General features: G+C 72.5%; 19 protein-coding genes. 6 read left to right on the top strand and 13 right to left on the bottom strand.

Features of this window, described 5'->3' with window-relative positions; all coding sequences use genetic code 11:
• Positions 1-22 precede the first annotated feature (22 nt).
• Entirely contained in the window at positions 23-247 is a 225-nt protein-coding gene (locus tag PVK74_RS22770) for a hypothetical protein (RefSeq protein ID WP_043327397.1), read from the top strand.
• On the opposite strand, the gene ccsB is transcribed toward PVK74_RS22770, so the two are convergent.
• The 6 genes from ccsB to hemL are packed head-to-tail and all read right to left on the bottom strand — an operon-like array spanning position 216 to position 6,228.
• Positions 216-1,181, bottom strand: coding sequence for a c-type cytochrome biogenesis protein CcsB (gene ccsB / locus PVK74_RS22765; RefSeq protein WP_064448403.1), 966 nt, complete (start codon positions 1,179-1,181; stop codon positions 216-218). The two genes, PVK74_RS22770 and ccsB, sit on opposite strands and share 32 nt — an antisense overlap.
• Positions 1,181-2,800 carry a cytochrome c biogenesis protein ResB gene (gene resB, locus PVK74_RS22760; RefSeq protein WP_274477170.1) on the bottom strand — a complete coding sequence of 540 codons (1,620 nt, stop codon included), beginning with the start codon at positions 2,798-2,800 and terminating at the stop codon, positions 1,181-1,183. The genes ccsB and resB overlap by 1 nt, the downstream gene beginning before the upstream one ends.
• Positions 2,800-3,666: a cytochrome c biogenesis CcdA family protein gene (locus PVK74_RS22755; protein ID WP_064448401.1), complete on the bottom strand. Its 867-nt coding sequence runs from the start codon at positions 3,664-3,666 to the stop codon at positions 2,800-2,802. The genes resB and PVK74_RS22755 overlap by 1 nt, the downstream gene beginning before the upstream one ends.
• Positions 3,666-4,241, bottom strand: coding sequence for a TlpA family protein disulfide reductase (locus PVK74_RS22750; RefSeq protein ID WP_274477169.1), 576 nt, complete (start codon positions 4,239-4,241; stop codon positions 3,666-3,668). The genes PVK74_RS22755 and PVK74_RS22750 overlap by 1 nt, the downstream gene beginning before the upstream one ends.
• Positions 4,241-4,888 carry a histidine phosphatase family protein gene (locus PVK74_RS22745; RefSeq protein WP_013283542.1) on the bottom strand — a complete coding sequence of 216 codons (648 nt, stop codon included), beginning with the start codon at positions 4,886-4,888 and terminating at the stop codon, positions 4,241-4,243. The genes PVK74_RS22750 and PVK74_RS22745 overlap by 1 nt, the downstream gene beginning before the upstream one ends.
• A gap of 2 nt (positions 4,889-4,890) precedes the next feature.
• The gene (gene hemL, locus PVK74_RS22740) at positions 4,891-6,228 is read right to left on the bottom strand and encodes a glutamate-1-semialdehyde 2,1-aminomutase (protein WP_043327407.1); all 1,338 of its coding nucleotides are present in this window, start codon (positions 6,226-6,228) and stop codon (positions 4,891-4,893) included.
• Positions 6,229-6,372: 144 nt separating this feature from the next.
• Here hemL and PVK74_RS22735 point away from each other — a divergent pair, with 144 nt between their 5' ends.
• Positions 6,373-6,705: an STAS domain-containing protein gene (locus PVK74_RS22735; RefSeq protein WP_043327409.1), complete on the top strand. Its 333-nt coding sequence runs from the start codon at positions 6,373-6,375 to the stop codon at positions 6,703-6,705.
• Positions 6,706-6,799: 94 nt separating this feature from the next.
• Here PVK74_RS22735 and PVK74_RS22730 read toward each other — a convergent pair whose 3' ends face one another.
• Both PVK74_RS22730 and PVK74_RS22725 read right to left on the bottom strand, forming a co-directional pair.
• Positions 6,800-8,392 carry an ABC transporter permease gene (locus tag PVK74_RS22730; protein WP_274477168.1) on the bottom strand — a complete coding sequence of 531 codons (1,593 nt, stop codon included), beginning with the start codon at positions 8,390-8,392 and terminating at the stop codon, positions 6,800-6,802.
• Positions 8,389-9,282 (bottom strand): ABC transporter ATP-binding protein, encoded by an 894-nt coding sequence (locus tag PVK74_RS22725; protein ID WP_069088713.1) that lies wholly within the window; start codon positions 9,280-9,282, stop codon positions 8,389-8,391. The genes PVK74_RS22730 and PVK74_RS22725 overlap by 4 nt, the downstream gene beginning before the upstream one ends.
• Positions 9,283-9,335: 53 nt before the next feature.
• Between PVK74_RS22725 and PVK74_RS22720 the strand changes: the two genes are divergently transcribed.
• The gene (locus PVK74_RS22720; protein WP_274477167.1) at positions 9,336-9,860 is read left to right on the top strand and encodes a GbsR/MarR family transcriptional regulator; all 525 of its coding nucleotides are present in this window, start codon (positions 9,336-9,338) and stop codon (positions 9,858-9,860) included.
• A gap of 4 nt (positions 9,861-9,864) precedes the next feature.
• Here PVK74_RS22720 and PVK74_RS22715 read toward each other — a convergent pair whose 3' ends face one another.
• Positions 9,865-10,422, bottom strand: a complete 558-nt coding sequence (locus PVK74_RS22715; RefSeq protein ID WP_013283536.1) for a response regulator — start codon at positions 10,420-10,422, stop codon at positions 9,865-9,867.
• The gene (locus PVK74_RS22710) at positions 10,419-14,783 is read right to left on the bottom strand and encodes a HAMP domain-containing protein (protein WP_043327414.1); all 4,365 of its coding nucleotides are present in this window, start codon (positions 14,781-14,783) and stop codon (positions 10,419-10,421) included. Before PVK74_RS22710 ends, PVK74_RS22715 begins: the two co-directional genes overlap by 4 nt.
• A gap of 168 nt (positions 14,784-14,951) precedes the next feature.
• Here PVK74_RS22710 and PVK74_RS22705 point away from each other — a divergent pair, with 168 nt between their 5' ends.
• The gene (locus PVK74_RS22705) at positions 14,952-17,015 is read left to right on the top strand and encodes a SpoIIE family protein phosphatase (protein ID WP_274477166.1); all 2,064 of its coding nucleotides are present in this window, start codon (positions 14,952-14,954) and stop codon (positions 17,013-17,015) included.
• A gap of 299 nt (positions 17,016-17,314) precedes the next feature.
• On the opposite strand, the gene PVK74_RS22700 is transcribed toward PVK74_RS22705, so the two are convergent.
• The gene (locus PVK74_RS22700) at positions 17,315-18,796 is read right to left on the bottom strand and encodes an FAD-binding oxidoreductase (protein ID WP_274477164.1); all 1,482 of its coding nucleotides are present in this window, start codon (positions 18,794-18,796) and stop codon (positions 17,315-17,317) included.
• A gap of 100 nt (positions 18,797-18,896) precedes the next feature.
• Here PVK74_RS22700 and PVK74_RS22695 point away from each other — a divergent pair, with 100 nt between their 5' ends.
• Entirely contained in the window at positions 18,897-20,990 is a 2,094-nt protein-coding gene (locus tag PVK74_RS22695) for a S9 family peptidase (protein ID WP_069088716.1), read from the top strand.
• A 6-nt stretch (positions 20,991-20,996) separates the two neighbouring features.
• Here the strand turns inward: PVK74_RS22695 and PVK74_RS22690 are convergent, their stop codons facing one another.
• Complete coding sequence (locus tag PVK74_RS22690; RefSeq protein ID WP_064448394.1) at positions 20,997-21,941, bottom strand: threonine ammonia-lyase; 945 nt, start codon at positions 21,939-21,941, stop codon at positions 20,997-20,999.
• A gap of 22 nt (positions 21,942-21,963) precedes the next feature.
• Between PVK74_RS22690 and PVK74_RS22685 the strand changes: the two genes are divergently transcribed.
• Entirely contained in the window at positions 21,964-22,107 is a 144-nt protein-coding gene (locus PVK74_RS22685; RefSeq protein ID WP_166455678.1) for a hypothetical protein, read from the top strand.
• An 85-nt stretch (positions 22,108-22,192) separates the two neighbouring features.
• On the opposite strand, the gene PVK74_RS22680 is transcribed toward PVK74_RS22685, so the two are convergent.
• Complete coding sequence (locus tag PVK74_RS22680; protein WP_064448393.1) at positions 22,193-22,759, bottom strand: TIGR03086 family metal-binding protein; 567 nt, start codon at positions 22,757-22,759, stop codon at positions 22,193-22,195.
• Positions 22,760-22,777: the final 18 nt, after the last annotated feature.

The following is a 22,777-nucleotide window of genomic DNA, read 5'->3' as shown; positions in this document are numbered from 1 at the left end:
GACGGCGGTTCATCATCGACGGATGGACGACGCATACGTGGTGGGTGACCCGGACGGCCTCAGCCCACTCCAGGCAGAGATCCGCGACGCGGTGGCCCGCGAACTGCACGCCCAGTTCGCGCTCCGGGCCGACCGCCTCGAACTGGCCGACCTGCCGGAGGTGGCCTACCAGGTCACGCGCCGGGTGGACGAGGTGCTGAGCGCGCGCCCGGCCACTACACCCCGGCGTACGAGTGCAGACCGGTGAAGAAGAAGTTCACGCCGAACAGGTTCATCATCACGGTCAGGAAGCCCACGATGGAGATCCAGGTGGCCACGTTGCGCTTCACGCTCGGCGTGGCCCGGGCGTGCAGGTAGCCCGCGTACACCACCCAGGAGATGAACGCCCAGGTCTCCTTGGGGTCCCAGCCCCAGGCGCGGCCCCAGGCCGCCTCGGCCCAGATCGCGCCCGCGATCACCGCGAACGTGAAGATCGGGAACGAGAAGGCGTGCAGCGTGAAGGTCAACCGCTCCAGCCCGGCCGCCGCCGGAAGGCGGCGGGCCAGGGTGTACGGGAAGCTGCGGCGACCCTGCTCCCAGCCGGCCCGCATCAGGTACGCGGCGGCGGGCACCACGCCCAGCAGGAAGAGGCCCGAGGCAAAGATGATCGTCGAGACGTGGATGATGAACCACCACGACTGCAGCGCCGGCATCAGCGGCTCGATCGGCACGTAGAGCTTCAGCTCGGCGAACGCCAGCAGCAGCACCATCACCAGCGTCAGGAACAGCCCGAGCCGGCGCAGCCACGGCTGCTTCCAGAGCACCACGAGCCAGGCCGCCACACCGATCCAGGTGCCGGTCAGCACGAACTCGTACATGTTGCCCCAGGGCATCCGGTCGGCGGCGACGCCCCGCGTGATCACCGCGCCCAGGTGCACGGCGGCGGCGACCGCGGTGAGCCAGCCGGCGATCCGGCCGGCCAGCACGGCCCGGGCGGCGGAGTGGTCCGGGCGCGGCGGCGCGGCCGGCTCGTCGACGGTGCCGCCGGCGCCGCCGACGCCCGCGCCGACCAGTTCCCGCGCGGGCGCGGCCGCGGGGACCTTCCGCGCGTTGCCCAGCGCGAACTCCACGGCGTGGCTGATCATCGCGATCAGGTACACCAGGATCGCGTACGCGACCAGCTGGTCGGAGAGTGCGGACATCACTCGTCTCCTTCTCGCGCCCGCCGCGCGTCCGGCGCGTCGCCGCTCACCGCGGCGACGAGCTGCGCGAACTCGTCGGCGAACCCTGGGTGCTCGGTGCGCGGCAGCCCACCGGCCTCCACCAAACTACTACCGCCCGTCGGAGATACACCCTCCGGGGGCGAAACCCGGAACCACACCCGGCGCCGCCGGGCGAACAGCGAGCCCATCAGGCCCAGCAGCAGCGTGCCGCTGGCCACCAGCAGCAGCGTCTGCCCGGGCGCGTGCCGGACCGCGAGCGTGATGTACGGCTTGGTGCCGACGAACTCCAGCGTGCTGCCGTCGTCGAGGGTCCACTTCTCCCCCGGCCGCAGCAGCTTGGTGCCGATCTCCTTGAGCTTGCCGTCGTCGATCTGCCGCCGGTCCAGCGCGTAGACCGAGCCGGGGATGCCGGCGTCCATCCCGAGGTTCCCGCGGTACGCGGTCAGGTTCACCATCGGGTTGCGCTCGGCCGGGTACTGCGACGCCACGTACGGCGCGCTCTCCGGCCCGGTGGGCAGGTAGAGCCCGTCGAAGGCGATCTGCTGGTCCGGGGACCGCGCGCCGGTCTTCGGGTCGACGTTGGCGTCCGGGAAGATCGCCACGCCCTCCTCGGTCGCGTTGGAGTCGCCGGTACGCAGGAACGGCGCCTCGCTGGTCTGGCTGCGGCCGTACTTGTCGGTGTACTTCAGCAGCGGCGCGTAGCCGTTGCCGAGCAGGTAGACGTTCGCCGAGCCGAGCCGCAGCGGCGAGTTGACCGAGAAGCCGGCGGTCCGCGCCGTGCCGCCCGGCTCGTCCACGGTCACCGTGGCCCAGTAGCGGGACGCCAGCCCGGACGGCAGGTAGTCGGCCTCGAACTTCTCCAGCGTCAGGCAGAACGGCGGCAGGTCGGCGCTGTCCACGCGCGGGCCGAGCGACGCCTCGGCGTACTGCTGACGGGTGTTGCAGAAGGCGTTGTCCTCGCCCGCGACCAGGATGCGGTTGCCGTGCCATCCGTACCAGGAACCGAGCGCGACCCCGAGCAGGACGGCGACCAGCGACACGTGGAAGAGCAGGTTGCCGGTCTCCTTGAGGTAGCCCTTCTCGGCGGAGACCTCGTTGCCGCGCACGGTGACCCGCCACCGGCGGCCGCGCAGCACCGCCGCGATCGCCTCGGGGTCGGCGGCGGCCGGGGCCTCCAGCACCGTGTGCTGGGGCAGCCGTTCGAGCCGCTTCGGCGCGGCCGGCGGCTTCATCCGCAGCGCGCGGACGTGGTCCCGGGCGCGGGGCAGGATGCAGCCGATCAGCGAGGTGAACAGCAGCAGGTAGATCGCGGAGAACCAGACCGAGCCGAAGACCTCGAACGCGCCGATCTGGTCCAGCCGGGGTGCGAGATCGGGGTGGTCCACGAACCACTGGTTGACCCGCTCCGGGTTGACGCCGCGCTGCGGCAGCACCGAGCCGGGGATGGCCGCGACGGCGAGCAGGAACAGCAGGATCAGCGCGGTACGCATGCTGGTGAGCTGCCGCCACGAGTTGCGCAGCAGGGCCAGCACCGGGTTGACCCGCCGTCGGGGTGCCTGCGCCGGAGGGGTCGACGGCCGGTCGTCGACGGTCGTCATCAGATGCTCACCTCGCCCACGCCCACGTTCGTCTGCAGCCAGATCACCACGTTCACCCAGCCGCCGCTGATCAGCGCCAGGCCGATCGCGATCAGCAGGGCCCCGCCGATGCGGGTGACCCAGCGGCTGTTGCGCCGGACGGCGCGGAACACCCCGAGCAGGCGCTGGAAGCCCAGCCCGAAGACGACGAACGGTATCCCCAGCCCGAGGCAGTACGCCACGGCGAGCACCACGGCCCGGTCGGTGCCCCCCTCGGTGGCCGCCATGCCGAGCACCGCGCCGAGCGTCGGGCCGGTGCAGGGCAGCCAGCTGAGCGCGAAGACCGCGCCGAGCACCGGCGCGCCGAGCAGCCCGGCGGAGGGCAGCCAGCGGATGCGGAACTCCCGCTGCATGCCGGGGATCACCCCGAGGTAGCCGAGCCCGAGCACCACCACGAGCGCGCCGATGACGATCTCCAGCGTGCGCTCGTACCGGAAGAAGAGCTTGCCGACGCCGGAGAAGAGGATCGCGGTGGCGACGAACACGACTGTGAAGCCGGCGATGAACAGCAGCGTGCCGGCGAGCACCCGGCCCTTGACGGCCGCGGTGGTCCGGGCCGGCGCCGCCCGCTCGGCGACGCCCACACCGCCCCCGCTCGCGCCGCCGCTGTTAACAAGGGGCCCTTCCTCTACCGGAGGCGTTAACAGGGGGCCCTTCCTTGCACCCTCCAGGTCGGCGCCGGCCAGGCCGGTCACGTACGACAGGTAGCCGGGCATCAGCGGGAGCACGCACGGGGACAGGAAACTCACCAGCCCGGCCAGTGCGGCCGCGCCCACCGCGAACAGCAGCGGGCCGGACTCGGCGAGCTGGCGGAACGTCTCGCCCATCAGCGGGCGCCGTTCGGCGCCGGCGACTCGGCGGCGATCTTCTCGACGATCGGTCGCAGCTCGTCGCGGGTGACGGCCCGGCGGATCACCACGGCGATCCGGCCCTCGCGGTCGAGCACGACGGTGGCCGGGGTGGTGTTCGGCGGGATGTCGAAGTTGAGCGCCTGCCGGCTGGCCGGGTCGAAGATGCTCGGGTACGTGACCCGGCCCTCCTCGAAGGCGAGCGCCTTGTCCTTGCTGTCCTGCACGTTGATGCCGAGGAACGTCACGCCGGAGCCCTTTGTGGCCTGGTAGGTGTCCTCCAGGTCGTCGGCCTCGGCGCGGCAGGGCGCGCACCAGGAGCCCCAGAAGTTGACCACGACGACCTGGCCGCGGTCGCGGGAGATGTCGTAGCCGCCGCCGGTGAGCAGCTCACCGCTGACCTTCGGCGTCTTCGAGCGCTGGTCGGGTGCGCAGGTGACGACGGAGCCGTCGGCCGCGCACCGGCTCTCCTGGTTGCCGGAGGAGCAGCCGACCAGCGCCGTACCGGCGGTGACGGCGGCGAGCAGGGCGGCGGCGAGCCTCCGGGTGAGCATCAGGCCCCCTTGGCCGTCCGGGCGGTCGGCGAGATCGACACCAGGTGGGCGGCCGGCTCGGAGTACCCGATGCCGACGATCTTGGCGCCGTCGAAGTGGAACGAGGTGAGGCTGGCCAGGCCGCACTGGCGGCGGCGCGGGTCGTGCCAGAGGCGCTTGCGCTCGACGTGCCGGCGCAGCGTCCAGATCGGGAGCTGGTGCGACACGAGCACCGCCTCGCGGCCCTCGGCGGCGACGCGGGCGGCGTGCAGCGCGGCGAACATGCGCTCGGCGATGGCCCGGTACGCCTCGCCCCAGGACGGGGTCACCGGGTCGCGCAGCACCCACCAGTTGCGCGGGTCGCGGAACGAGCCGTCACCGGGCGAGACCTTCTTGCCCTCGAACCAGTTCGCGCTCTCGATCAGCCGCTCGTCGACGCCGACGGAGAGGCCGAACTGCGCCGCGATCGGCTCGGCGGTCTGCTGGGCGCGCTCCAGCGGGCTGGCCACCACGTGCACCACGGTCCGGTCGGCGAGCGCCTGCGCGGCCGCCTTCGCCATCTGCACGCCCAGCTCGGAGAGGCGGAACCCGGGCAGGCGGCCGTAGAGGATGCCGTCCGGGTTGTGCACCTCACCGTGCCGCAGCACGTGCACCACGGTCTCCGCCATAGTTACCCCCCGCTTCCCGCCGCTGCCGCCGCCCGCGCCGCCACCGGCAGGGCGGCGGCGATCTGCTCCCACGCCGCGTCGTCGATCGCGGTCGAGACGAACCACGACTCGAACGCGCTCGGCGGCAGGTAGACGCCACCGGCGAGCATCGCGTGGAAGAACGCCTTGAACGCCGGCACCACCTGGGTACGGGCGCTGTCGTAGTCGCGCACGTCCGCGTCGGTGAAGAAGACCGAGAACATGTTGCCGGCGGTGGAGAGGCGGTGCGGCACGCCGGCCGCGGACAGCGCCTCGGTGGTGAGCTTGCCGAGCGCGGCGGAGGTCTCGTCGAGCCGCCGGTAGAGCGCGTCGTCGGCCAGCCGCAGCGTGGCCAGTCCGGCGGCGCAGGCCAGCGGGTTACCGGAGAGCGTCCCGGCCTGGTAGACCGGGCCGGCCGGGGCGAGCTTCGCCATGATCTCCGCGCGCCCGCCGAACGCCGCGGCGGGCAGGCCGCCACCCATGACCTTCCCGTACGTCCACAGGTCCGCGTCCGACGGGTCGAGGCCGTGCCATCCGGCGCGGGACACCCGGAACCCGGTCATCACCTCGTCGACGATGAGCAGCGCGCCGTGCGCGTGCGCGATCCGGGCCAGTTCGGCGTTGAAGCCGTCACGCGGGGCGATCACGCCCATGTTGCCGGCGGCGGCCTCGGTGATGATCGCGGCGATGTGCTGGCCCTGGGCGGCGAACGCCTCCTCGACCGCGCGCAGGTCGTTGTACGGCAGCACGATCGTGTCGCTCGCCGCCGCGCCGGTCACGCCGGGCGAGTCGGGCAGGCCGAACGTGGCCACGCCGGAGCCGGCGGCGGCGAGCAGCGCGTCCGAGTGGCCGTGGTAGCAGCCGGCGAACTTGATGATTTTGGAGCGGCCGGTGAAGCCGCGGGCCAGCCGGATCGCCGACATGGTCGCCTCGGTGCCGGAGTTGACCAGGCGCACCTGCTCGACCGGCGTCCGCGCGATGATCTCCTCGGCGAGGTCCACCTCACCCGGGGTGGGCGTGCCGAAGCTCGTGCCCAGCGTGGCGGCCTCGCGCAGCGCCTCCACCACTGCCGGGTGCGCGTGGCCGAGAATGAGCGGGCCCCAGGAGCAGACCAGGTCGACGTACCGACGACCGTCGGCGTCGAAGAGCCACGGACCCTCCCCCCGGACCATGAAGCGCGGGGTGCCGCCGACGGCACGGAACGCGCGCACGGGAGAGTTCACCCCGCCGGGCACGACGGCCTTGGCGCGGTCGAACAGGGCCTCGGAGGCCGGGGCGTCGGCCGGGTAGCGGCCGGATCCGGCGGAAAGCGTCTCGGTCACGATGGGCCCATTGTGTCAGCGCCGGAGCACTGCCTGGCACGCACCCCGCGACGGGGGTTACCAGGCTCACCCCGGTGAGCGGCGGCAGGCCGCCAGCGATCCGCTCGACAGGCCCGTCGGTCGAGATCGCGATAGGCTGACCGGGTGGATCGTGCCGAACTGTCCATCGCCGTACAGCGGACCGGTGACGAAGCAGTGCTTCGTCTGGCCGGTGAGATCGACATGCTCACGGCCGCCCAGCTCTCGACGGTGGTCAACGAGGTGCTGGCGGATCCGCCCCCGCGCATCGTGCTCGACCTGGCCGGGGTCACGTTCTGCGACTCGCAGGGCCTCGGCACGCTCGTGGTGCTCAGCCGCAAGGCCAGTCATGCCCAGTGCCTGCTGATACTCACCAACGTCGGCGACTTCCTGATCCGCGTCCTGGACATCACCGGTCTCCGCAGCGCCCTGATGATCCGCAACGAAGCCACCCCGTAGCCCCGCCCTCCTTCCTCCGCGATCTTGCACTTGCGGCCCTCCACGAGGGTGATTCACCCCTTTCGCCGGGGCCGCAAGTGCAAGATCAACGCTGCTAGAGGACGGGGAGGTCGCGGCGGCGGAAGGTGAGCAGGCCAGCCGTGGCCAGGGTCACCGCCAGGGCCGTGAGCAGGTAGAGCGGGGTGGGGGTCCAGGCGTCGCGGAGCACCTGCGGAGTGTGCGTGAACGGGGACAGGTCCAGCAGCCACTGGTCCAGCTCCAGCACCGCGCCGAGCTGCCCGAGCAGCACGCAGACCGCCAGCACCGCCCAGGTGACCGGCGCGAGCCGGGGCAGCAGGCCGTAGAGCAGCACGGCGAGCCCGGCCAGCACCCACGCCGCCGGCACCTGAGCCAGGCCCGCGGCGAGCATCCGGCCGAGTTGCCGGGGCACGTCACCGGTGCTCACGCCGTACGTCAGGCCGGTCGCGAGCCCGGTCACCGCGAGCACCACCACCGGGCCGAGCAGCGCGAACGTCACGTGCGAGAGCAGCCAGGTCGAGCGGCGGGTGCCGGTGGCGAGCACCGGCTCGGCGTGCCCGGCGGACTCCTCGGCGCGCATCCGCAGCGCGGCCTGGATGCCGTACCCGGCGGCGGCCAGCCCGGCCAGGCTCAGCGTCACGCCCAGGTACGCGTCGGCCATGCCGGACGCCCCGCCGAGCCGGGCCACGATCTCCTCCATCCGCGGGCTGCCCTCGACGGACCGGCCGGCCGCCTCGGCCGCGCCACCGAGGATCAGGCCGAGCAGGCCGAACCCGACCGACCACCAGAGGACCTGTCCCCGGTGCAGCCGCCAGGCCAGGCCGAACGGACCGGACAGGCCACCACCGGCGGCGGCCGGGCCGAGCCGGGGCGGCAGCACGCCCGCGCCCAGGTCGCGGCGGACCGAGACCGGGTACGCGAACGCGGCGAGCAGTGCCGTGGCGGCAAGCGGCAGCAGCAGCACCCACCACCGCTCCCCCTCGTACGGGCGGACCCGGGCGGCCCAGCCCAGCGGGGACAGCCAGCTCGGCCAGTCGTTGCCCGCCGTGTCCCCGGCCAGGCGCAGCCCGAACGCGGCGCCGAGACCGGCGAGGCCGATGCCCCGCGCCCCACCCGCGGTCTCGGTCAACTGGGCCGCCAGCCCGCCGAGCGTGGCGAACACGACGCCGGTCAGCACGGTGACCAGGCCGTACGCCAGCGAGCCGCCGACCGGCAGCCCGGTCGCGACCAGCCCGGCGGCGGTGAGCAGGCCGAGCAGCAGATCCGCCGCGTACGTGACGAGCAGCGCGGCGGTCAGCCCGGCGTGCCGCCCGAGCACGTTGCCACCGAGCAGTTCCCGCCGGCCGGCCTCCTCCTCGGTGCGGGTGTGCCGGATGACGGTGAGCAGGCTGGCCAGCGCGACGATCAGCAGCAGGAAGCCGCTGCGCTGCGCGGTCAGCCCGCCGATGCTGTCGCCGTAGGCGGGGCCGAGCAGCGCGACGATCGACGGGTTGCGGGCGGTGCCCTCCAGGTACGCGGCCCGCTCGGCGGCGGTCGGGAACAGCCCGGCGAAGCTGGCCGCGTACGTCATCGGCAGCACCGCGAGGATCAGCACCCACAGCGGCAGCAGGAGACGGTCCCGGCGCAGGATCAGCCGGACCAGGTGGCGGGTGCCGGTGAGCGTGCTCATGCCCGGTCCGCCGTCTCGTAGTGCCGCAGGAACAGTTCCTCCAGCGTGGGCGGCGTGCTGACCAGGCTGCGTACGCCCAGCTCGGTGAGCCGGCGCAGCGCGGCGTCGAGCGCGGCGGTGTCGACGTCGAAGCGCACCCGCCGCCCGTCGACCCGCAGGTCGTGTACGCCGGGCAGGTCGGCCAGGCCATCGAGCGGCGCGGTGACCTCGGCGTCGATCGCGGTGCGGTGCAGGTGGCGCAGGTCGCCGAGCGTGCCGGACTCCACCGTCCGGCCGGCCCGGATGATCGTCACCCGGTCGCAGAGCGCCTCCACCTCGGCGAGGATGTGGCTGGACAGCAGCACCGTGCGTCCGTCGTGGACGGCGCGGCGGACCCAGTGCTGGAAGACCTCCTCCATCAGCGGGTCGAGCCCGGAGGTCGGCTCGTCGAGGATGAGCAGTTCGACGTCGGAGGCGAGCGCGGCGACCAGGCCGACCTTCTGCCGGTTGCCCTTGGAGTAGGTGCGGCCCTTTTTGCGCGGGTCCAGCTCGAAGGAGTCCAGCAGTTCGGCGCGGCGTTTCGGGTCGAGCCCGCCGCGCATCCGGCCGAGCAGGTCGATCACCTCGCCGCCGCTGAGGTTGGGCCAGAGCGTGACGTCGCCGGGCACGTACGCGAGGCGGCGGTGCAGCGCGACCGCGTCCCGCCAGGGGTCGCCGCCCAGCAGCCGGGCGGCCCCCGCGTCCGCCCGCAGCAGGCCGAGCAGCACCCGGATGGTGGTCGACTTGCCGGAGCCGTTCGGGCCGAGGAAGCCGTGCACCTCCCCGGTGCGGACGGTCAGGTCGAGCCCGTCGAGGGCCCGGGTGCGGCCGAAGGTCTTCACCAGGCCGGACACATCGATTGCCGTTTCCATAATTCAGAAGCTACGCTCGTTTCACAAACTTGTGAAGACTGTAGGGTCACGGGGTGAGTGTCGAGGAGCCGACCATGAACGAGCCGTTCCGCCACGACGAGGAGGAGATCCACCTCTTCGTGGAGCGGATGGCGATGGCCTTCGCCGACGTGGGCTTCCCCCGGATGGCCGCCCGGGTCCTGTTCACAGTCATGAGCGCCGACGACCCGCTCACCGCGGGCGAGATCGCCGAACGGCTCGGCGTCAGCGCGGCGGCGGTCAGCGGCGCGGTCCGCTACCTGACCCAGTTCGCCATGCTGGTCCGCGAGCCGGTCAAGGGGTCCCGGCGCGACCGCTACCGGATGCCGGACAACCCCTGGTACGAGGCGACGATCACCAAGACCACGCTCTACAAGAACTTCATCGACATCGCCGCCGGCGGGGTCGACGCGCTGCACGGCCGCAGCACCCCGGCCGGTGAACGGGTCGCCGAGATGCGCGACTTCTTCCTCTTCGTACAGGAGGAACTGGAATCGCTCGGCGACCGGTGGCGGGCCCGGCGGACCGCGACCGGGCACGGCGGCCCGGCCGGCGGCTGAACCGTCAGCGGGTGTTGCCCCAGCGCGCCTGCTCCAGCAGCTCGACCGCGCGTTCCCGGGTGGACGGGTCGTCGTCGGCGCGCAGCAACGCCGTCGCCTCGTCCACCGCGTCGGTCAGGTGCCGCCACTGCAGATCCCGCTCCCGCACCAGGTCCGACTGGGCGGCGAGCTGCCGGGTCTTCACCCACAGGTCGACGAAGACGGTCACCTTCGCCCGCAGCACCCACGGATCGAACGGCTTGGTCAGGTAGTCGACCGCACCCGCCGCGTAGCCGCGCAACGCGAGCTGCGCGTCCTTGTCCGCGGCGGTCAGGAAGATGATCGGTACGTGCCGGGTGCGCTCGCGCCGCTTGATGTGCGTCGCCGTCTCGAAGCCGTCCATGTCGGGCATCTGGGCGTCCAGCAGGATCACCGCGAAGTCGTCCACGAGGAGCTGCTTGAGCGCGGCCTCGCCGCTCTCCACCGCGACCGACTGCACCGGGAGACCCTGGAGGATCGCCTCCAGCGCCATCAGGTTCTCCCGCCGGTCGTCCACCAGCAGGGCCTTGGCCGTCTGCGTCACGCGTTCTCCTCGCCTCGGCTGCGGCCGATCCAGGACGCCATCAGCTCGATCAGCTCGTCCAGGTCCACCGGCTTGGTGATGTAGTCGCTGCCGCCGGCGCTGAGCGCCGACTCCCGGTCGCCGGGCATCGCCTTGGCGGTCAGGAAGACGATCGGCAGGTCCGCGAACCGGTGGTTGCGGCGGATCTGCGCGGTCGTCTCGTACCCGTCCTGGTCCGGCATCATGGCGTCCATCAGGACGATGTCCACCTCCGGATGCTCGGCGAGCTGGCGGACGCCGTCCGCCCCGTTGTCCGAGTACAACACGGTCATGCCGTGCAGTTCCAACGCGGACGTCAACGCGAACACGTTCCGCACGTCGTCGTCGATGATCAGCACGGTCACGCCGTCCAGCCGCCGGGTGGCCGGCGTCTCCTGCGGCTGCGGCAGCTCCATCGGCATGAGCAGCGACGACGGCAGGCCCGCGCGGCTCGGCGACGGCGGCGCCGGCGCCACCACCGCGTCCGGCGCCAGCACATCGGGTACGAAGAGGGTGAACGTCGAACCCTGACCGGGCGCGGACGAGACGGTGATCGTGCCGCCGAGCAGACGGGCCAGATCACGGCTGATGGACAGGCCCAGGCCGGTCCCGCCGTACCGCCGGCTGGTGGTGCCGTCCGCCTGCTGGAACGCCTCGAAGATCAGCGACAGCTTGTCGTCGGAGATGCCGATGCCGGTGTCGATCACGGTGAACGCGATCACCCGCTGCGCGTTCGTCAGCGCCGGCACGTCGAAGACGGCGTTCTCGGCCGCCGGCCCGATCCGCAGCGTCACCGCGCCGTTGTCGGTGAACTTCACCGCGTTGGAGAGCAGGTTGCGCAGGATCTGCTGCAACCGTTGGGCGTCGGTCACCAGCGCCGGCGGCAGATCGCTGCTGACCCGTACCTGGAAGTCCAGGCCCTTCTCCTCGGCCTGCGGCGCGAACGCCTGCTCGACGTAGCTCCGGATCTCGGCGAACTGGATCTCGGTGGGCTCCACGTCCATCCGGCCCGCCTCGATCTTCGACAGGTCGAGGATGTCGTCGATCAGCGAGAGCAGGTCCGAGCCGGCGCCGTGGATGGTCCGCGCGAACTCGATCTGCTTCGCGCTGAGGTTGCGCTCCGGGTTCTCGGCCAGCAGCCGGGCCAGCAGGAGCAGCGAGTTCAGCGGCGTACGCAGCTCGTGGCTCATGTTCGCCAGGAACTCCGACTTGTACGCCGACGCCCGGGTGAGCTGCTGCGCCTTCTCCTCCAGGCCGAGTCGGGCCAGCTCGATCTCCCGGTTCTGCGTCTCGATGTTGGCCTTCTGCTCGGACAGCAGCTTCGCCTTGTCCTCGAGCTCGGCGTTGGTGCGCTGCAACTCGGCCGACTGGTCCTGCATCTCGTGCGCCAGCCGCTGCGACTGCGCCAGCAGCTCCTCCGTACGCCGGTTGGCCTGGATGGTGTTGACCGCGACGCCGATGGTGAGCACCAGCCGCTCCAGGAACGCCAGGTGCAGGTCGGAGAACGTGGCCACGCCGGCGAACTCGATCACGGCGAGCAGTTCGCCCTCGAACAGGACCGGGAGCACCACCAGGTCGGCCGGGGGCGTGTCGGCCAGCCCGGAGCGCACCACGAGGCGCCCGTCCGGCTGCGCCTTGACCCGGATGGTCCGGCGGGACAACGCGGCCTGCCCGACCAGCCCCTCACCCGGGCCGAACGTCACGTCGTGCCCCCGGGCCACGTACCCGTAGGAGGCGGTGAGCCGCAGCCGCATGCTGCCCTCGGAGCTGTCCGCCAGGAAGAACGCGCCGAGCTGCGCGTCCACCAGCGGGGTCACCTCCATCATGATCATGCGGCAGACCTCGCCCAGGTCGCGCTGGCCCTGCAGCAGACCACCGATGCGGGCCAGGTTCGAGTCGAGCCAGCCCTGCTCGGCGTTCTTCTTCGTCGTCTCCCGGAGGGTGACGATCATCTGGTTGATGTTGTCCTTCAGCTCGGCGACCTCGCCCTGCGCCTTCACGTTGATCCGCTGGGTCAGGTCGCCGCGGGTCACCGACGTGGAGACCTGCGCGATCGCGCGCAACTGCGTGGTGAGCGTGGAGGCGAGCTGGTTGACGTTCTCGGTGAGGTCGCGCCACGTACCGGAGACGCCCTTGACCTGGGCCTGACCACCCAGCTTGCCCTCGGTGCCCACCTCACGCGCCACGCGTGTCACCTCGTCCGCGAACGACGAGAGCTGGTCCACCATCGTGTTGACGGTGTTCTTCAGCTCCAGGATCTCGCCCTGCGCGTCCACGGTGATCTTCTGACCCAGGTCACCGTTCGCCACCGCTGTGGTGACCGAGGCGATGTTCCGCACCTGGCTGGTCAGGTTCGACGCCATCGAGTTCACGTTGTCGGTCAGGTCCCGCCACGTGCCCGAGACGCCCTTGACCTGGGCCTGACCACCCAGCTTGCCCTCGGTGCCCACCTCACGGGCCACCCGCGTGACCTCGTCCGCGAACGACGACAGCTGGTCCACCATCGTGTTGACAGTCGACTTCAGCTCCAGGATCTCGCCCTGCGCGTCCACGGTGATCTTCTGCGACAGGTCACCCTTCGCCACCGCCGTGGACACCTGGGCGATGTTGCGGACCTGCGCGGTCAGGTTCGACGCCATCGAGTTGACGTTGTCCGTCAGGTCCCGCCAGGTGCCGGCGACGCCGCGTACCTGCGCCTGGCCGCCGAGCTTGCCCTCGGTGCCCACCTCACGGGCCACCCGCGTGACCTCGTCCGCGAACGACGACAGCTGGTCCACCATCGTGTTGACAGTCGACTTCAGCTCCAGGATCTCGCCCCGGGCGTCCACGGTGATCTTCTGCGACAGGTCACCCTTCGCCACCGCAGTGGTGACCGAGGCGATGTTCCGCACCTGGCTGGTCAGGTTCGACGCCATCGAGTTCACGTTGTCGGTCAGGTCCCGCCACGTACCCGAGACGCCCTTGACCTGGGCCTGACCACCCAGCTTGCCCTCGGTGCCCACCTCGCGCGCCACCCGCGTGACCTCGTCGGCGAACGAGGAGAGCTGGTCGACCATCGTGTTGACGGTGTTCTTCAGCTCCAGGATCTCGCCCTGCGCGTCCACGGTGATCTTCTGGCCCAGGTCGCCCTTGGCCACCGCCGTGGAGACCTGGGAGATGTTGCGGACCTGGCTGGTCAGGTTGCCGGCGAGCTGGTTCACGTTCTCGGTGAGGTCCCGCCAGGTGCCGGAGACGCCGCGCACCTGCGCCTGACCACCCAGCTTGCCCTCGATGCCGACCTCGCGCGCCACCCGGGTCACCTCGTCGGCGAACGACGACAGCTGGTCCACCATCGTGTTGACGGTGTCCTTCAGCTCCAGGATCTCGCCCTGCGCGGCCACCGTGATCTTCTGCGACAGGTCACCCTTGGCGACAGCCGTCGACACCTGGGCGATGTTGCGGACCTGCGCGGTCAGGTTCGACGCCATCGAGTTGACGTTGTCGGTCAGGTCCTTCCAGGTGCCGGCCACGCCCGGCACCTCGGCCTGGCCGCCCAGCTTGCCCTCGGTGCCCACCTCGCGGGCCACCCGGGTCACCTGCTCGGCGAACAGCCGCAGCGTGTCGGTGAGCGAGTTCATCGTGTCGGCCAGCTCGGCCACCTCGCCGCGCGCCCCGACCGTGATCTTCTGCGACAGGTCGCCCTTCGCGACGGCGGTGGCCACCTGCGAGATCGACCGCACCTGACCGGTGAGGTTCGACGCCATGGTGTTCACCGAGTCGGTGAGGTCCTTCCAGGTGCCGGCCACGCCACGCACGTCGGCCTGGCCGCCCAGCTTGCCCTCGGTCCCCACCTCACGGGCCACCCGGGTCACCTCGTCGGCGAACGACGACAGCTGGTCCACCATCGTGTTCACCGTGCGGCCGATGCGCAGATACTCACCCCGGAGCGGACGACCGTCTATCTCCAGCGCCATGTGCTGGGAGAGGTCACCGTCGGCGACCGCCACGATCACCCGGGCGATCTCCGTGGTGGGCCGGCCCAGGTCGTCGATGAGCGAGTTGACCGCCCGCTGCCCCTCCGCCCAGGAGCCGTCCAGGCCCTCGTCGTCCAGGCGCTCGGTGAGCCGGCCGTCGCGGCCGACGATCCGGCTGATCCGGCGCAGGTCCAGGTGCTGCCGCTCCTGCAACGACACCACGTCGTTGAAGGCGTCGGCGACCTCACCGGGCAGTCCGGCCCGGCGCGGCAGGCGTACCCGCAGGTCACCGTGCGCCACCCGGCGCAACGCGTCGACCAGCTCGCCGAGGAGCACCTCGTGGTCGGGCGCGGACGGGTCCGCGGTCACCGACTGTTTTGCCGTGGTCATGGTTCCTCGCTCCGCTCGGGCTCGTGCCGTCACGCGGCCATCCCATCATTCTGCCGCGCGATCCGTCGAGGTCACGGCGTGCAACCGCGCGTCACGCGCCGTATCCGCCCGACTGGCCGGTTCGCCGGACCCTTGGCACCCGGGGCCGGACCGGTGGAGGATACGGAGGTGTCAGCGGAGGCGGGGGCCACTCGGAGCGGCGGTGCGGACGAGCACGTCCGCCGCGTCCGCCTCCCCGCAGACCGCCGCACCCCGGCGGCGGCCCGCGCGGTGGTACGCACCATGCTGCTCGAAGCGCGGCTGCCCGAACTGCTGAACGAGGCGCTGCTGCTCACCACCGAGCTGACCACGAACGCCGTCGAGCACGCGCGCACCGAACTGGACATCGAGGTCGAAGCCGACCCGAACGGCCTCACCGTCACCGTCACCGACTTCGCCTCCGGACCCGTCGACGAACTGATCGTCGGCGTGCGCAACACCACCTCCGACATCACCGAAGTGGCCGCGCGGGGACGCGGACTGCTGCTCGTCGACCACTTCTCCAGCCGGTGGGGCACCACGTACCTGCCCACCGGCAAGGGCGTCTGGTTCCGCCTCGACCGGCCCGGCCCCGGCGGCCCCGCCCGCCCGTCGGCCGGCCCACCGCCGGTGACCGAGCCGGAACGGACCGGCGACGGTACGCCCAGCGCCGCCGCGATGAGCGAGTTGATGCAGATCACCCCCGACCCGTACGCCGACGAGCCACTGCCCGAGTTCGCGACCGCCCTGCTGAGCCGGGTCGGCGAAATGGTCGGCGCCGCCGGTGGCACGGTCCGGCTGGACCGGGGCGACGGGCTCGGCACCCAGGTGTTCGCCCGGTACGGCCGGCACCCGCGTGAGGGCAACGAACTGCTGCGCGTACCGCTCGCCGTGCACCGCCCGTACACCGGTGAGCTGGAACTGGACGCGGCACCCTCCACGTACGCGCGGCCGCTGGCGGTGCTGGCCGCCGAGCGGCTGTCGCTGCACCTGGAGAACGACCGGCTGCGCCGCGCCGACGTACGCCGGTCCACCTGGCTGACGTTCCTCGCCGAGGCCAGCGAACTGCTCGCCCAGTCGCTGGACGTCGAACTGACCATGGCGCTCATCCCGCAGCTCGTGGTGCCCCGGCTCGGCCAGTGGTGCGCCGTGCACACCGCCGACGAGTGGGGGCGGCTGCGTCTCGCCGCGTCCAGCCACGCCGACGAGGCCATGCTGCCGCAGCTGCACCGGATCCTCCAGGAGACCGGCCCGGACTCGATCCAGTCCCGGCTGCGCGAGGCGTCCCGCAACGCCGCCCAGGTGCCGCTCGGCGGACCGATGGAGGGTTTCGCCGTACCGCTGATCGCCCGTGGCCAGCGGCTCGGCACCCTCGCCGTGGGCCGGCACCAGCGGCACCGGCACGACCCGGACGAGGTCTCGGTGCTGGAGGACGTGGCCCGCCGCGCCGCCCTCGCCATCGAGAACGCCCGCATCCACGCCGAACGCCGCCGGGTCGCCCAGACGCTCCAGCAGTCGCTGCTGCCGCCGGTGCTCCCGGTGGTCGAGGGCATCGGCTTCGCCGCCGAGTACGTCCCGACCGGCGACGACGCGGAAGTCGGCGGCGACTTCTACGACGTGGTCCCGCTGCCGGACGGCCGCTGGCTCGTGGTGGTCGGCGACGTTTCCGGCAAGGGCGTGCAGGCGGCCGCCGTGACCGGCCTGGTCCGGGACGTGATCCGGGTCCTCGTCGGCGACGGCAAACCGCTGCCCGAGGTGCTCAGCCGGCTCAACGAGACGCTCGTCGAGCGCGGCGGCGGACGCTACTGCACGCTGGCGCTGGCGGCCGTCTCACCCGGCGACGGCGACCAGCTCGACGTCTCGCTGCACCTGGCCGGCCACGACCGCCCGGTGCTGCTGCACGGTGGAGGCGGCGCCACCTTCGTCGGCACCGGCGGTACGGCGCTGGGCCTGCTCGACACGATCACCACGCCGACCGCCGAGCTGGCGCTCAAGCCCGGCGACGCGCTGATCTTCTACACCGACGGGGTCACCGAGCGGCGGCGCGGACGCGAGCTGTTCGGCACCGAACGGCTGCGCGAGTCGGCGGCGCCGCTGGCCGGGTACTCGGCCGACGTGGTGGCCGCCCGGCTGCGCGCGGCGACGATCGCCTTCTCGGTGGAGCCACCGCGCGACGACATAGCCGTCCTGGTCCTCCGAAACGACACCCCGTAGCCCTCTCCCCGCGCCCCGCCCCCGGTTCCGACCCCGGTTCCGACCCGGCGGTGATCAAGGAGTTTGTGGCCTGGGGAGGCGCGAAACGTGACACAAACTCCTTGATCACGACAGTGGTGGGGAGTGCGGGTTGTCGGTGGCGGGTGGGCGGCGCCAGCTCGCCGAAGTGGTGGCATCCGGCGCACGTGGACACAACCACCACCCCGAACTGGTGCCTGCCGGTGCCGCGCCCGCTGGGACGGGCGTCCAGTGTGGAGGCAGGTCGGGGTGCCGGGTGAGCAGGCCGAGGCGGGCCGGATTCAGAGACCACCGGGGAGGCGGCCGGGGGCCAGCCGGTGGTGCGGGTCCAGGTGGGCCTTGGCGCTGCGCAGGCGCGGCAACGCGGGCAGCTCGCCCCAGAGGTCCACGGCACGGCGCACCGCCGGCGGCGCGGCCACCACCACACACCGGCCTCGCCGGGCGATCAGCACGCTGCGGACGGCGGTGAGGATCGAGGCGACCCGCTCCGGCGGCAGCGCGCCGGGCAGGGCGGCGTGCACCGCGCCGCCGCCGGCCGAGCCGCGTACCGGCACGGGGGTGCCGGCGGCGTCGCGCAGCGCGTAGACGGCGGCGTGCAGGTCGTTGATCGGCACCTCGATGCGCAGCGCGGTGTCTCCGGGCGCGAAGGGATAGCGCCCCCACCACTCCGGCGCGTGGTGGCTGACCATCGCCGGGGCGCCGAGCACGGCGGTGAGCCGTTCGGCCCGCTCGGTCACGTCGGCCGGGCCGCCCTCCAGGAGCACCACCAGGTTGCCCGCCGCGGGTCGGCCGGTCACGGCCGGGTGATCGGGGCGGTTGATCACCGACGGGTGCGTGGCCGGAATCCGGCGACGGGGCAACGGCACCGGCACGGGCAGGTCCAGCTCGACGGCGGCCGGGCCGACGCCGGACGCCAGTACGGCACGGACCAGGTCGTGCACCTCCAGCGGGGTCCAGACCGGACGGGACACCCAGACCCGGCTCGCGGGCACGGCCTGCACCCGCATGGTGGCCGAGACCAGCACGCCGAGACCGCCCTGCGAGCCGCAGAGCAGCCGTGCCACGTCCAGCCCGGGCATCCCACCCCGACCGAGGATCGCATCGCCACCACCGCGACCCGGACCTCCGTCGGCACCGGCATCGGCCGCCGGAGCGCGTCCGCCCGGACGGCCACCGCCGACACCCGGGGCGGCCCGGCCGAACGCCTCCGTGCCGGACTCGCCGACGCTCACCAACTCGCCGTCGGCGTCGAGATAGCGCACGCCGATGAGCTGGGCGCACGGGCTGCCGTGCCGGTGCCGCAGCGGACCGGACTCGTCGGCGGCGAGCACCCCGCCGAGCGTCGCGCCCGGCGAGGGCGCGTCGACAGGCAGCCGCCGGTTGGTGCGCGCCAGCGTGGCCTGGACGGCGCGCAGCGGCGTACCGGCGCCGATCTCGGCCACCGCCGCGGCATGCGGCTCGTGCCAGACGCCGGCGAGGCGGCCGGTGTCGAGCATGATGTCCACCTGCGCCGGAGCGGCGCCCCAGTCGATCTTCGTGCCGGCGCCGCGGGGCACCACTGTCAGGTCGTACGCCGCGGCCAGCCGCAACACCTCGGCGGCGGCGTGCGGGCCGCCCGGCACGGCCACCCAGCGGGCGGTACGCCCGGCCACCTCGTCGGCCGGGCCGGCGAAGCGGGCGAACGGCGAACCACAGATCTCCGCCAGCTTCCGGGTGATGTCGAGGGCTCCGGGTCGGTTGGTGGAACGAGCTGCATCCGCCATGGCGCTTATCGTACACATGTTCGAAAGCCCTGGCGGCGAGTCGCCGGATTCGCGCGGCGGGCGGGCCCGGCGGCGGTCCGGCGCCCGGTAACGTGGCGCCGTGACCGAAACCCCACTGCCCGTCGCCAAGCGCGTCCCGACCGAGCGCGTCCATCACGGTGACACAGTCCTCGACGAGTACGCCTGGCTCGCCGCCAAGGACGACCCGGACACGATCGCCTACCTGGACGCCGAGAACGCGTACACCGAGGCGCGCACCGCCCACCTGGCCGAGTTGCGCGCGGAGCTGTTCGAGGAGACGCGCCGGCGCACCCAGGAGACCGACCTGTCGGTGCCGACCCGCAAGGACGGTCACTGGTACTACACCCGCACCGTCGAGGGGCAGCAGTACGGCGTGCACTGCCGCCGCGCGGTCCGCCCCGGCGAGACCGCGCCCCCGGTCAGCGCCGACGGCGCGCCGCTCGACGGCGAGGAGGTGCTGCTCGACGGCAACCAGCTCGCCGAGGGGCACGACTTCTTCTCGCTCGGCGCGTTCGACGTCAGCCCGGACGGCCGCTGGCTGGCCTACTCCACCGACTTCTCCGGCGACGAGCGCTTCACGCTGCGGATCAAGGACCTGACCACCGGCGAGTCGCTGCCGGACGAGGTGCCGGACACGTTCTACGGCACGGCGTGGTCGAGCGACGCCTCGACTCTGTTCTACGTGACGGTGGACGAGGCGTGGCGGCCGAACCGGGTCTGGCGGCACACCGTCGGCACGTCGTCCACCGAGGACGTGGTGGTCTACCAGGAGGACGACGAGCGGTTCTGGGTCGGCGTCGAGCTGACCCGCTCCGAGCGCTTCGTGGTGATCGACATCCACAGCAAGATCACCAGCGAGGTGCGGGTGATCCCGGCCGCCAACCCGACCGGCGAGCCCGCCGTCGTGGCCCCGCGGCGTCAGGGCATCGAGTACGCGGTGGAGCACCACGGCCACCGCTTCCTGATCCTGCACAACGACGGCGCGGAGGACTTCGCGCTCGCGTACACCTCGGCGGACGCGCCGGGCGAGTGGACGCCGCTGATCCCGCACACGCCGGGCACCCGGCTGGAGGCGGTCGACGCGTTCGAGAACCACCTCGTGGTGTCGCTGCGCGCCAACGGGCTGACCGGTCTGCGGGTGCTGCCGGTCGGCAGCGACGACAGCTGGGACATCGACTTCCCCGAACCGATCTACAGCGTCGGGCTGGACGCGAACCCGGAGTACCGCACGAACGAGGTACGGCTGCGCTACACCTCGCTCGTCACCCCGGACTCGGTCTACGACTACGACCTGGTGACCCGGGAGCTGACGCTGCGGCGGCAGAAGCCGGTACGCCCCGGGCCGGACGGGCGGCCGTACGACCCGGCCGACTACGAGCAGCACCGGGACTGGGCGCTCGCCGACGACGGCACCCGGGTACCGATCTCGCTGGTCTGCCGCCGGGACACCCCGCGCGACGGCTCGGCGCCCGCCGTCATCTACGGCTACGGGTCGTACGAGGCGAGCATGGACCCGTGGTTCTCGATCGCCCGGCTGAGCCTGCTCGACCGCGGCGTGATCTTCGCGGTGGCGCACATCCGGGGCGGTGGCGAGCTGGGCCGGCGCTGGTACGACGAGGGCAAGCTGCTGGCCAAGAAGAACACGTTCACCGATTTCGTGGCCTGCGCCCGGCACCTGGTGAAGGCGGGCTGGACGGCGAGCGACCGGCTGGTCGCCCGGGGCGCGTCGGCCGGTGGCCTGCTGATGGGCGCGGTGGCGAACCTCGCCCCGGACGCGTTCACCGGGATCGTCGCGCAGGTGCCGTTCGTGGACGCGCTCACCTCGATCCTCGACCCGTCGCTGCCGTTGACGGTCACCGAGTGGGAGGAGTGGGGCAACCCGCTGGACGACCCCGAGGTTTACGCGTACATGAAGTCGTACACGCCGTACGAGAACGTCACCGCCGCCGACTACCCGGCGATCCTGGCGGTGACCAGCCTCAACGACACCCGCGTGCTCTATCACGAGCCGGCCAAGTGGATCGCCCGGCTGCGCGCGCTCGCGCCGGCCGGCGACTACCTGCTCAAGACCGAGATGGGCGCGGGCCACGGCGGGCCGAGCGGTCGGTACGACTCGTGGCGTGAGGAGGCGTTCGTCAACGCCTGGATCCTGGACCGCGTCGGCCGCGCGTGACGGGGGTCAGGCGGCCAGTGCCGCGGTGAGCACCTGCGGGTCGGCGTTGCCGCCGGTCACCACCGCGACGGTACGGCCGGTGGGCAGCTCGCCACTGTGGAAGAGCCGGGCGGCCAGGGCGACCGCGCCGCTCGGCTCGGCCACCAGTCGCGCGTCCCGGATCAGCCGGCCGGTGGCCGCCATGATCTCGTCCTCGGTGACCGTGACGATGCCGTCGAGCCGGTCCCGCAGGTGGGCCAGCGTCAACGCGGACAGGCTGGTCCGCAGCCCGTCGGCGCACGTCCGGTAGGTGCGTTCGACGTCCCAGACGACCACCTCACCGGCGGCGAGTGACTCCTGGGCGTCGGCGGCCAGCGCCGGCTCCACGCCGATCACGACGGCGGACGGGCGCAGCGCCTTGACCGCAGTGGCCACGCCCGAGCCGAGCCCGCCGCCGCCCACCGGCACCAGCACCACGTCCACGTCCGGCAGGTCGGCGACGATCTCCAGCCCGACGGTGCCCTGACCGGCGATGACAGCTGGATGGTCGAACGGCGGCACCAGCGTCGCGCCGGTCCCGGCCACGATCCGCTCCGCCTCGGCGAGCCGCCGGGCCGGCGGCACCAGCCGTACGTCCGCGCCGAGAGCCCGCATCCGGGCCACCTTGACCTCCGGCGCCCCCTCGGGGACCACCACCGTGCAGGGCGCGCCGAGGGCGCGGGCCGCGTACGCCAGGGCTTGCCCGTGGTTTCCCGACGAGTGGGTGACCACCCCCCGGGCGCGGGTCGCGGGATCGAGCCGGGCCACCGCGTGGGTGGCGCCGCGCAGCTTGAACGACCCCACCGGTTGCAGGTTCTCCGGCTTGAGCCACAGCTGATCGTCCCAGAGCACCGGCACCAACGGGGTCCGCAGCACGGTGCCGGCCACGTCCTCGGCGGCGGCGCGGATGTCGGCGATCGAGATCAGCTCCATCGCACCAACCTAGACTGCCGGCATGAGTGCGGAGGAGCCCTCGGCGGCGCGACGCGGACCGACCTGGCTGATCCTCGTGGTGGTGGCCGCCGCGCTCGTCGTCTGCTGCTGTTCGACGGTGATCGGGCTGGTCGTCGCCGGCTCCGCCGGGCTGCTCGGTCGCTGACCGCCGGGCCGGACGCCGGCCGTCCCGGCCCGGCGGGCGCCGCCGTCCGTGCCGCTCGCCGCCCCGTGCCGGCGAGCAAGCAACGTCAGCGGGTCCAGGCCGGGTTCCGTCCGGCCCGGCCGAGCAGCGCGTCCATGCTGGCCGGCGCCGCCTCGGTGGGCACCGGCGGGCCGAACGCGCCCATCTTCTGCCCCATGTCGCCCATCCGGTCCATGAACTCGTGCCCGGCCGACACCACGGCCGGATCCACTGTCAGCTCCTGGCCGGTGGCCCGAGCCAGGTCCCACCCGTGCACCGTGAGGTCGATCAGCGCCATCGACCCGACGGTCTCCTGTGGTAGTCCCATGCCGGGTGACACGCCCTCCAGCGCGGCCGGGTCGGACCAGGCCTCGGTGAGCCGGGCCGTCTCGGTCGCGAACCGGTCACGCCAGCCCTGGGTCAGGTGATCGGTCTTGCCGGACCAGTCGACCTCTTCCCGGCGGGCCAGCGCCTGGAAGTTGACCACCACGTCGAACAGGTGCCCGAGCAGGTCGCGCACCGTGTAGTCGGGGCACGGGGTGGGCAGGCCGAGCTGGTCGTCGGAGATGCCGCGAACCACAGCGACCGTACGCGGCGCCGCGACGGCGAGCAGCTCACTAGTCTTCGTGCTCATAGGGGCAGCGTATGAGGG

The organism is Micromonospora chalcea, from assembly GCF_028768405.1.
Taxonomy (GTDB): domain Bacteria; phylum Actinomycetota; class Actinomycetes; order Mycobacteriales; family Micromonosporaceae; genus Micromonospora; species Micromonospora chalcea.
The sequence above is the reverse complement of the archived record's forward strand: the minus strand, read 5'-3'. Positions and strand labels throughout refer to the sequence as shown.

Coding starts and splice junctions, on each gene's coding strand:
- PVK74_RS22770 (WP_043327397.1), top strand. CDS start 23: ATGGACGACGCATACGTGGTGGGTGACCCGGACGGCCTCAGCCCACTC.
- ccsB (WP_064448403.1), bottom strand. CDS start 1,181: ATGTCCGCACTCTCCGACCAGCTGGTCGCGTACGCGATCCTGGTGTAC.
- resB (WP_274477170.1), bottom strand. CDS start 2,800: ATGACGACCGTCGACGACCGGCCGTCGACCCCTCCGGCGCAGGCACCC.
- PVK74_RS22755 (WP_064448401.1), bottom strand. CDS start 3,666: ATGGGCGAGACGTTCCGCCAGCTCGCCGAGTCCGGCCCGCTGCTGTTC.
- PVK74_RS22750 (WP_274477169.1), bottom strand. CDS start 4,241: ATGCTCACCCGGAGGCTCGCCGCCGCCCTGCTCGCCGCCGTCACCGCC.
- PVK74_RS22745 (WP_013283542.1), bottom strand. CDS start 4,888: ATGGCGGAGACCGTGGTGCACGTGCTGCGGCACGGTGAGGTGCACAAC.
- PVK74_RS22730 (WP_274477168.1), bottom strand. CDS start 8,392: ATGAGCACGCTCACCGGCACCCGCCACCTGGTCCGGCTGATCCTGCGC.
- PVK74_RS22725 (WP_069088713.1), bottom strand. CDS start 9,282: ATGGAAACGGCAATCGATGTGTCCGGCCTGGTGAAGACCTTCGGCCGC.
- PVK74_RS22710 (WP_043327414.1), bottom strand. CDS start 14,783: ATGACCACGGCAAAACAGTCGGTGACCGCGGACCCGTCCGCGCCCGAC.
- PVK74_RS22700 (WP_274477164.1), bottom strand. CDS start 18,796: ATGGCGGATGCAGCTCGTTCCACCAACCGACCCGGAGCCCTCGACATC.
- PVK74_RS22690 (WP_064448394.1), bottom strand. CDS start 21,941: ATGGAGCTGATCTCGATCGCCGACATCCGCGCCGCCGCCGAGGACGTG.
- PVK74_RS22685 (WP_166455678.1), top strand. CDS start 21,964: ATGAGTGCGGAGGAGCCCTCGGCGGCGCGACGCGGACCGACCTGGCTG.
- PVK74_RS22680 (WP_064448393.1), bottom strand. CDS start 22,759: ATGAGCACGAAGACTAGTGAGCTGCTCGCCGTCGCGGCGCCGCGTACG.